This is a genomic window from Streptomyces sp. CB02400, assembly GCF_001905725.1.
GTDB classification, from domain to species: Bacteria; Actinomycetota; Actinomycetes; order Streptomycetales; family Streptomycetaceae; genus Streptomyces; species Streptomyces atrovirens.
This window is the reverse complement of sequence record NZ_LIWB01000002.1, coordinates 655036-663136: the sequence shown is the minus strand read 5'-3', so window position 1 is coordinate 663136 and position 8101 is coordinate 655036. Positions and strand designations below refer to the sequence as shown.

General features: G+C 71.3%; 10 protein-coding genes and 1 pseudogene. 6 read left to right on the top strand and 5 right to left on the bottom strand.

The features are described from left to right. Positions 1-21 precede the first annotated feature (21 nt). Entirely contained in the window at positions 22-207 is a 186-nt protein-coding gene (locus AMK33_RS42790; RefSeq protein ID WP_073932033.1) for a hypothetical protein, read from the bottom strand. Between the two features lie 105 nt (positions 208-312). Between AMK33_RS42790 and AMK33_RS08095 the strand changes: the two genes are divergently transcribed. Beyond that, positions 313-564 carry a GntR family transcriptional regulator gene (locus AMK33_RS08095; protein WP_073932032.1) on the top strand — a complete coding sequence of 84 codons (252 nt, stop codon included), beginning with the start codon at positions 313-315 and terminating at the stop codon, positions 562-564. A gap of 114 nt (positions 565-678) precedes the next feature. On the opposite strand, the gene AMK33_RS08090 is transcribed toward AMK33_RS08095, so the two are convergent. From AMK33_RS08090 to AMK33_RS08080, 3 genes are all read right to left on the bottom strand, one after another. After that, entirely contained in the window at positions 679-924 is a 246-nt protein-coding gene (locus AMK33_RS08090) for a hypothetical protein (RefSeq protein ID WP_073932031.1), read from the bottom strand. Between the two features lie 382 nt (positions 925-1306). Next, positions 1307-1894: a hypothetical protein gene (locus tag AMK33_RS08085; protein ID WP_235618008.1), complete on the bottom strand. Its 588-nt coding sequence runs from the start codon at positions 1892-1894 to the stop codon at positions 1307-1309. Between the two features lie 89 nt (positions 1895-1983). Beyond that, positions 1984-2196 carry a hypothetical protein gene (locus tag AMK33_RS08080; protein ID WP_073932094.1) on the bottom strand — a complete coding sequence of 71 codons (213 nt, stop codon included), beginning with the start codon at positions 2194-2196 and terminating at the stop codon, positions 1984-1986. A gap of 683 nt (positions 2197-2879) precedes the next feature. Here AMK33_RS08080 and AMK33_RS08075 point away from each other — a divergent pair. From AMK33_RS08075 to AMK33_RS41225, 3 genes and pseudogenes are all read left to right on the top strand, one after another. Continuing rightward, a complete protein-coding gene (locus AMK33_RS08075; RefSeq protein ID WP_073932030.1) occupies positions 2880-3113 on the top strand; it encodes a helix-turn-helix domain-containing protein in 234 nt (77 codons plus the stop codon). Further along, positions 3113-3622 (top strand): annotated as a pseudogene (locus AMK33_RS44880) (transposase); the annotation flags it as partial. The gene AMK33_RS08075 and the pseudogene AMK33_RS44880, both read left to right, overlap by 1 nt. Positions 3623-3718: 96 nt before the next feature. Next, positions 3719-4198 carry a hypothetical protein gene (locus tag AMK33_RS41225; RefSeq protein ID WP_443030908.1) on the top strand — a complete coding sequence of 160 codons (480 nt, stop codon included), beginning with the start codon at positions 3719-3721 and terminating at the stop codon, positions 4196-4198. On the opposite strand, the gene AMK33_RS08065 is transcribed toward AMK33_RS41225, so the two are convergent. Beyond that, positions 4179-5051, bottom strand: coding sequence for an ATP-grasp domain-containing protein (locus tag AMK33_RS08065; RefSeq protein ID WP_073932029.1), 873 nt, complete (start codon positions 5049-5051; stop codon positions 4179-4181). The two genes, AMK33_RS41225 and AMK33_RS08065, sit on opposite strands and share 20 nt — an antisense overlap. Before the next feature lie 224 nt (positions 5052-5275). Between AMK33_RS08065 and AMK33_RS08060 the strand changes: the two genes are divergently transcribed. Both AMK33_RS08060 and AMK33_RS08055 read left to right on the top strand, forming a co-directional pair. Next, complete coding sequence (locus AMK33_RS08060) at positions 5276-6724, top strand: acyl-CoA synthetase (RefSeq protein WP_073932028.1); 1449 nt, start codon at positions 5276-5278, stop codon at positions 6722-6724. Next, on the top strand, positions 6717-8081 hold the full coding sequence (locus AMK33_RS08055) for a carboxyl transferase domain-containing protein (protein ID WP_073932027.1): 1365 nt from the start codon (positions 6717-6719) through the stop codon (positions 8079-8081). The genes AMK33_RS08060 and AMK33_RS08055 overlap by 8 nt, the downstream gene beginning before the upstream one ends. Positions 8082-8101: the final 20 nt, after the last annotated feature.

The following is an 8101-nucleotide window of genomic DNA, read 5'->3' as shown; positions in this document are numbered from 1 at the left end:
ACAACGGGAGAAAACGACCTCTTAGTTCCGGCGCAGCTCACCCGGCGCGCCCTCGCCCCGGCAGCGATAGCACTCGCAGAGCGGCCACCGCGCATCGATCAGCGGCAGATTCGGCATGGTGTCGATCGACCACTCCCGCGCGCTGACCTCGTGCATCTCCTTGGTAGCGGCGTCGTACTTGAGAACCCGAATGCTCAGCCCCGTCATGGTGACCCCCTCATCGCGTTGACCAGGACTTATCGCGTGATCGGATGTACGCGTGATCTGGTACTCGCGGTAGCACGCCGTAGTGAGTGTTCGTATGTTCGCGACATGGGTGATCTTGAGTTGGACCGCAGCCGACCGGTCTGGAAGCAGATCAGCGAAGATCTGGCACGCCGGATCGACGCGGGGGAGTGGGCTGGCGAGCGGCTGCCGGGCCTGGTCAAGCTGTCGTCGCGCTACAGCGTCGCGGTGTCCACGATCCAGAAGGCGATCACTCATCTGAAGACCACCGGACACGTTCGCGTCGAGCTTGGCCTGGGCACGTGGCCGGTGCCTCCGGCCGAACGTCAGCAGGGTTAGACAGCCCGTGCCCCGGGAGACAGGGTACGGGAGACCACGAGAGCCGCCCCCACGGCCAGACGCCGGGGGGCGGCTCTCTGTGCGCTCCGGAGTACCGCCCCAGGGCGCGACGACCTATGCGGCGGCGGGCGGCTCCTGCTCGTCGTCCGCCGAGACCGTCACCGAGGGCGGCGGCTCCTCGGTGTCGTCGGGCTTGGCCGCCTCGTCCTGTTCCTCCTTGAGACGCTTCCACGCGTCGCGCGCACGGCGGAACGACTCGAAGACGTCGGGGAGCTGATCAAGGATGCCCTTGACCGCGAAAAGCAGCACAGAGGCCACGCCAGCGATGGCGAGAATGATGATGATGGCGGTGCCGTCCACCGATCCTTACCTTCCCTGTCATGGGCCGGATCGGGTGCGCAGGCAGCCTCGATCCGAACCCTTCGGTTCGGGTCGAGACACCCACGCTGACGCTCACGCGAATGTTCTCGGTTGGGCCTACTTTTCGGCCCGTATCCACTGTTGGTACTTCCACTGCCCCGCGCCATCAGTGCAACTGATCTGCGTCGCGGTGGGTGTGAGAGACCCCCACCAGGCCAGCGCTGCTGATGAGTCCTGCCTCTCTGGTGCAACAGGGAGGCAGGCAACGACAAGTTTCGACTATCAACTCGTCACGACCAGAGTAGCGCAAGGCCGTGCGTGGCACCTCGATACAAGTGAGCTTCGCGCTGGTGCAGTTGGGCTGGCCGCGCGGCACGTTGGGTCAGCGGGCCGGCTCACGTCGACGGCGGTGGGTGGCCGCGAGAGTGACCGCTTCACGAAGCGCAGCAGTAAGGCGTTGGTCGGCAGCTTTCGACTCTTCGACAGCCTGAGCCGCAGCGGCAGCCGTAGCGTTGATATTCCGCTGCCTTCTGTCCCGCTCCCGGGTTCCGCCGCCGGACTCCTCTAGGGCCAGTTGCAACTGTTGGATGGCGCGCAGCGCGTCCATGATGGCCACGTTCGCCTCCGCGTACGCCCCAACTAGTCCCGGCGTTGTGTAGAGCACCAGCTTGGTGACAACCAAGCGGTACTGCATGTTTTCAGGCTCAAGGACAAGTTCGTGGTAGTCCTCGCTGGAGACTTTTCGGCGTGCAAAGGCTGAGTCGCGCGTTCTACCGAGTGCGTACATCCTCCGGTGCGCTTCCTCGATCGCGTCGGCGCGGCGTTCCCAGACCTTGAAGTCGCTCTCACGGTCGCGGGTCGCACGCTGGGTGAGGCTGGCCGACGCCAGGGTGGCCACCGCGCCGATGACGGCTCCCAGCAGCCCGGCACCGGTGCCGATCAGGGCGAGGGTTACCGGTGTGATCGTCACAGCATGAGCGTAGGTACGAACGTGGCGTCGTGGGGTCGAATCTAGCGAAGCCCCGGAGAGCCGTCGTGGCCTCCGGGGCTCCCGCGCGCTCAAGCGGTCTCACCCGAAAAGACGCCGAGGTAGCCAAGTGTCGTCATGCACAGCCCCATGACGCCGATGAACACACCGCCTCCGAAGAGGACAGCATCACGCTTGCGTGCCCCTGGCTTGTGGCTGAGCCAACCTGCCCCGATGCTGACGAGAACGGAGGACAGGAAGCAGATCACGAAGATCAACATCCTGACGCCGAGAGAGAGGTTCAACGGTCCGAGCACCTTCCCGGTGATCGGCCATTGGTGCGCAGACCTCAGCCCGACCACCACGTGTATACGTGTGATCAAGCTGAGGCCATGCCGACGTTCAGGACTCAGAGCCGGACGGGTCAGGACCGCATGCAGTGACCCTGCAACACCAACTTCTGTAGCTAAGGAACGTGGACGGGTTGGGGCAACCCCATGCCCTATCTGAGACGTCGGACTCAGGTCCACGGTAGGCGGGATACGGCAACTGTAGCCGAAACGACGGGGGTTGATACGTCAGAGGGTGTGGCTACTCCGTGGGGTCTCCTGTGGCCTCGTGCTGGCGGGTGCGGCCGGGACCCGCCCCGGGCGGGTACGAGAGGCCGCCGGAGACCCCACGGGAGGCCGCCGCTGGGTATGCCCGCGCCCCGCTGGCCACGCCGCCGAACGGCCGGGCGTCACGTTGAGGCCCTGGGCGCCCGTCGGCCATAACCTCCCGTGCTTGGCGATCACGTCTCGTGACAGCCGCGGAGAGGGTCGCCCCCTCCGACTTGCGCCAACCGCAAATTGCAGCGGGTGTAAATCCTGTGCTCCACTGGGTGTAGCTGGGCGGCACAGCCCCCGGTCAGGGCCCCGCTTCGGCGGTGCGGTCCCAAGTTCCCCGCCGTGTTCGGCACGTCCTTGCCAAACCTTCGACGGGAACCCCAATGCTTACTCTCGCGTTCGATCCTGACGCGCTGCGCCGAATCCGGCAGGAACGCGGCATGACCCAGCGGGACCTTGCCGAGGCGCTCGGTGTCACCGTGCCCACGGTCTGCCGCTACGAGACCCACGTCAGTACGCCGTCCATGGACGTCCTCGACCTGATGGCGCAGGCCCTCGGCGTCGACTTCTTCGACCTGACGAACCGCCCCGTCAGTCGAGAGCTGGTGTCGGCCTGATGGACGTCAAGGACGCGCGCCCCATTCTCGCCGAGGAGCGACGCCAGCTCGTCGACCTGCGCGACGAGGCCGCCGCGTGGATGGAGGAGACCGAAGCCACCGCGCAGCGTGCGCGCGACCTGGAAGCGCTGGCGACCGTGGCGCGTACCCGGCTAGCTGACATGGCCCCCGCCCATCAAGCTGAGGTGCTGGCCCTGCTGGACGTGCGGGTCACCATCACCGGCCTGGTGCCCAAGCCCAAGCTCGGGCTGTCGTGCTCGATGGCGGAGTGGTTCAAGGCCGCCGGTCGCAAGGTGCCCTCGGAGCTGACCGACGAGGCATGGGCCGCAGCCGAGCCGATCGTGAAGGCGTGGGAACCGCCTTACCACCGGCTGAGGCCCAGTCGCCTGATGTCCGACGCGATGTTCTACAAGGCGCGCACCGGGTGCCGCTGGGAGGACCTGCCGGAGCGGTTCGGCTCCTGGAAGGGCATCCACTCCCGGTACAAGACGTGGCGTAACTGCGGGGTGTGGGGCGACATCGTGTCGGCCCTGCCCGTGGACTGTCCTGGTTATCGGCCGGTCCCTGAACTGAACCTGGTGCCGCCGTTCCGGGTGGAGGGGCGCGTGGACCCGCGCGTGCTGGCTGACGCCGACATCCAGGAAGAAGTGATGCCCGGAGAAACAGGCCCCCCGGCCCTCTCCCGCTACCGGTCCGTGCTCGGCGAGCCGGAGTCCGGGACCCCGCGCAGGATCGGCGACCTGGACTGCGAGGCGTGGCGGTGGCCGGTCCCGCTCTGGCCCGGCCTGCGCTTCGAGGTGCTGGCCCCGGCGGCCGGCGGGGCGGTGTGGAACGAGTGGCTGGTCCGCGCACCGGGCGCCGAACCGCCCGCCCTCCACACCGTGGAGGACCTCACCCCCTGGTCCTGCACGGTGGACGAGGCGGCTCACGCCTTCGCGCCCGCCCGCCCCCTGGAGGGCACCGCCCCGACGCGGTGGGGGCTCGCCTTCACGGCCCCGGACGCGAGCGGCGTACGGCGCGAGGTGGTCGCGGAGTTCACATGGGGGTTGCTGCAACGTACGGCGGTCAGCGGACCGCCGCCTTGAGGATCTCCTCCACGACGCGCGGCACCGACTCCGGGTGCAGCCACAGGAACAGGTTCGGTTCGACCAGCTCCAGCTCCATCACGCGGGGCTGTCCGTCCTCCCCGTCCACGAGGTCGACCCGCGCGTACAGCAGCTCGGGCCTGCCCGGCACGGAGGCCAACGCCTTCCTGGCGAGGGCGGTGTCGACGAGGGCCGGGGTCCAGGCGGTCAGTCCGGGGTGGGCCACCTTGCGCTGGTCGTAGGACGTACCGGGGGCGAGGACGGGCCCCTTGCGGCTCACGTGCAGCAGGTTCCCGCCGAAGAACTGCAGCGCCCGCTCACCGGCGGTGTCGATGCCGCGCACATAGGGCTGCACCATCGCGGTGAACCCCTCGGCGTGCATGCGCCGCAGATGCCGTACGGCCGTGTCGTGCTCGTCGGGTGTGTAGCGGGCGGCGAACCGGGCGCCGGCGCCGGAGGTGGGCTTGACGACGTACTCGTGGCCGTCCGGGAGGTCGAGGGCGTCCCCGGGAGCCAGATACCGGGTGTCCACCACCGGCACCCCGGCGGCGGCGAGCTCCCCGAGGTACCGCTTGTCGGTGTTCCAGCGCACCACGTCCGCCGGATTGGCCAGCCGGGTGAGCGTGCCGCACCGCTCGGCCCACGCGGTGAACTCCGCCGACCGCCAGCTGTAGTCCCAGGTGGAGCGGATCACGACGAGGTCGAAGCGGGCCCAGTCGACGGCCTCGTCGTCCCACACCTCGGCGGACGCCTCGGCCCCGGCCTCCCCCAGCGCCCGCACCAGCCCCGGCAGATCCCGGTCCTCGGAGACGTCGGGTCCGGGCCGGCAGGTCACGAGCGCGATACGGGGCACGACGACTCACTCCTCATACGAACAGCTGATCGACGTGCAGGCTAGCAACCGCGCCCGGCCACTTGGCCTTCACCTCGGTGAAGCCCCGGCACCGGTTACGGAAACGCGGGAGACTCCGGCGGCCCGAGCCGCCACACCCCGTTCGCTCCTCGGGATCGGTAGGGCACCCTGGTCGGGCAGGTACCGACCGTCTTCGATCAACAGCGAGCCAAGGAGTACGACGCGTGTCCTCTCTCTTCCCGGCCCTGACCGACGGCCCGGCCGACCGGCCCGCCCTGTGCTTCGGCGAGCGCTCACTGACGTACGGGGAACTCGCCTCGGCGGCCGGAGCGGTGGCCGGGGGCCTGACGGGGGCGCGCCGGGTCGCCGTATGGGCCACGCCGGCGCTGGAGACGGCGGTCGCGGTCACCGCGGCACTGGTCGCGGGGGTGACCGTCGTACCGCTCAACCCGAAGTCGGGCGAGAAGGAGCTCGGCCACATCCTCTCCGACAGCGCCCCTGACCTGCTGCTCACCGCGCCCGGCGAGGAACTGCCCGCCCCGCTGGGCGACCTGCCCCGCGTCGACGTGGACCCGGCGGCCCGGGGTGTGCTCCCGGACGACCGGGAGCGGGACCCGGAGGACCCCGCCCTGATCGTCTACACCTCCGGCACCACCGGCCCGCCCAAGGGCGCCGTCATCCCGCGCCGCGCGATCGCTACCACCCTGGACGCCCTCGCCGACGCCTGGCGGTGGACCGGTGACGACGTGCTGGTGCACGGGCTGCCGCTGTTCCATGTGCACGGCCTCGTCCTCGGCACCCTCGGCCCGCTGCGGCGCGGCGGCTCCGTGCGCCACCTGGGCAGGTTCACCCCCGAGGGCGTGGCGCGCGAGCTGAACGGCGGCGCGACCGTGCTGTTCGGCGTGCCGACGATGTACCACCGCCTCGCGGAGGCGCTGCCCGACGGGCCGGAACTGGTGAAGGCGCTGGCCGGGGCGCGGCTGCTGGTGTCGGGTTCGGCCGCGCTGCCCGTGCACGACCACGAGCGGATCGCGGCGGCGACCGGGCGCCGGGTCATCGAGCGGTACGGCATGACGGAGACGCTGATGAACACCGCCGTCCGCGCGGACGGCGAGGCCCGCCCCGGCACGGTGGGCGTGCCGCTGCCGGGCGTGGAGCTGCGGCTGGTGGAGGAGGACGGGGCGCCGGTGACGTCGTACGACGGTGAGACGGTCGGCGAGATCCAGGTGCGCGGGCCGAACCTGTTCACGGAGTACCTGAACCGGCCCGACGCGACGACCGCCGCGTTCACGGCCGACGGCTGGTTCCGCACCGGGGACATGGCGGTGCGCGACGCCGACGGCTATGTCCGGATCGTCGGCCGCAAGGCCACCGACCTGATCAAGAGCGGGGGGTACAAGATCGGCGCGGGTGAGATCGAGAACGCGCTGCTGGAGCATCCGGGGGTGCGGGAGGCGGCGGTCACCGGGGAGCCGGACGCCGATCTGGGCGAGCGGATCGTGGCGTGGGTGGTGCCGGCGGATCCGCAGGCACCGCCCGGCCTGGAGGAGCTGGCCGGCCATGTGGCCGGGCGCCTCGCCCCGCACAAGCGGCCGCGCGTGGTCCACCACCTCGACGCCCTTCCCCGCAACGACATGGGGAAGATCATGAAGCGGGCGCTGTCCCGTGGCTGACCGGCTGTCCGCGCGGGAGGTCATCGCCCTCCTCGCGGACGACTTCACCGAACTCGGCCACCCCACGAGGAAGTCGGCCCCCGACGGCCCGCTCGGCTGGCCCGGTTACGGCGCCGCCCGCACCCGCGCCGCCGAGCGCACCGGCGAGCGGGAGTCCGTGGTCTGCGGCACCGCGAGCTTCGAGGGCACCCGGGCGGTCGTCGTCGTCTTCGAGTTCGGCTTCCTCGGCGGCTCGCTCGGCGAACGCACCGGCGACCGTCTGGTGGCGGCGTACGCCCATGCCCGCGCCCACCGGCTGCCGGTGGTGCCGCTGGTCGCCACCGGGGGCAGCAGGATGCAGGAGGGCATGCTCGCGCTCACCCAGCTCCAGCGGGTGGCGCGGGAGTCGGCGCTCACGCGGGAGGCCGGGCTGCCGCAGATCGCGGTGGTACGGGATCCGACGACCGGCGGCGGGTGGGCCACCCTGGGCGCGGGCGCCGATGTCGTCCTCGCCCTGCCCGGCGCGCAGGTCGGCTTCGCCGGCTCACGGGTGCGGCCCGCGGACGCGGACCCGGCGGCGTACACGGCCGAGGCGCAGGTGGCGGCGGGTGCGGCGGACGCGCTGGTGCGGCCGGAGGAGCTGCGGGGGACGCTGGGCCGCTGGCTGCGGCTGCTGACCCGGCCCTCCGCCGCCCCGGTCCCGCCGCCGCCCGCGCTGGGCGCGACGGACCTCCCGGCCACCGGCTGGGACGCCGTCCGCCGCGCCCGCTCACCCGAACGCCCGCGCGCCACCGCCTATCTGGACGCCTGCCTCACCTCCCGCGTCACCATCAGCGGCGACCGCTGCGGCGGTACGGACCCGGACGGCATGCTGTGCGGCTTCGGTGAGCGGGAGGGCCGTACGGTCGCCTACGCGGCGCAGACCGGGACGGCGACCCGGCCCGCCGGGTACCGCACCGCCGCCCGGCTGGTCCGGCTCGCGGACCGGCTCGGCATCCCGGTGCTGACGCTGGTGGACACGCCGGGCGCGGCGAACGACGCGGAGGCGGAGCGGCAGGGCGCGGGGGCCGCCATCGCCGACCTGTTCGGCGCCGTGGCCGCCGCCCGTACGCCGGTCACCACGCTGGTCGTCGGCGAGGGCGGCTCCGGCGGCGCGCTGGCCCTGGCGGCCCCCGGCAACACCTGGGCCACCCCGGACAGCTACTTCTCGGTGATCGCCCCGGAACTCGCGGCGGCCATCCTCAAACGGCCCCCGGAGGAGGTGGAGAACACGGCGGACCGGCTCCGCGTCCGCCCGCAGGACCTGGTGGAGCTGGGGGTGGTCCGGGGAGTGGTGGGACCGGTGGCCGGACCGGCGGACCGCATCCCCCGCGGCTGAGAGACCCCGTTCGGCGGCCA

Bases quoted from the DNA above. Each gene is read 5' to 3' on its own strand.
- AMK33_RS42790 (WP_073932033.1), bottom strand. From the start codon at position 207: ATGACGGGGCTGAGCATTCGGGTTCTCAAGTACGACGCCGCTACCAAG.
- AMK33_RS08095 (WP_073932032.1), top strand. From the start codon at position 313: ATGGGTGATCTTGAGTTGGACCGCAGCCGACCGGTCTGGAAGCAGATC.
- AMK33_RS08075 (WP_073932030.1), top strand. From the start codon at position 2,880: ATGCTTACTCTCGCGTTCGATCCTGACGCGCTGCGCCGAATCCGGCAG.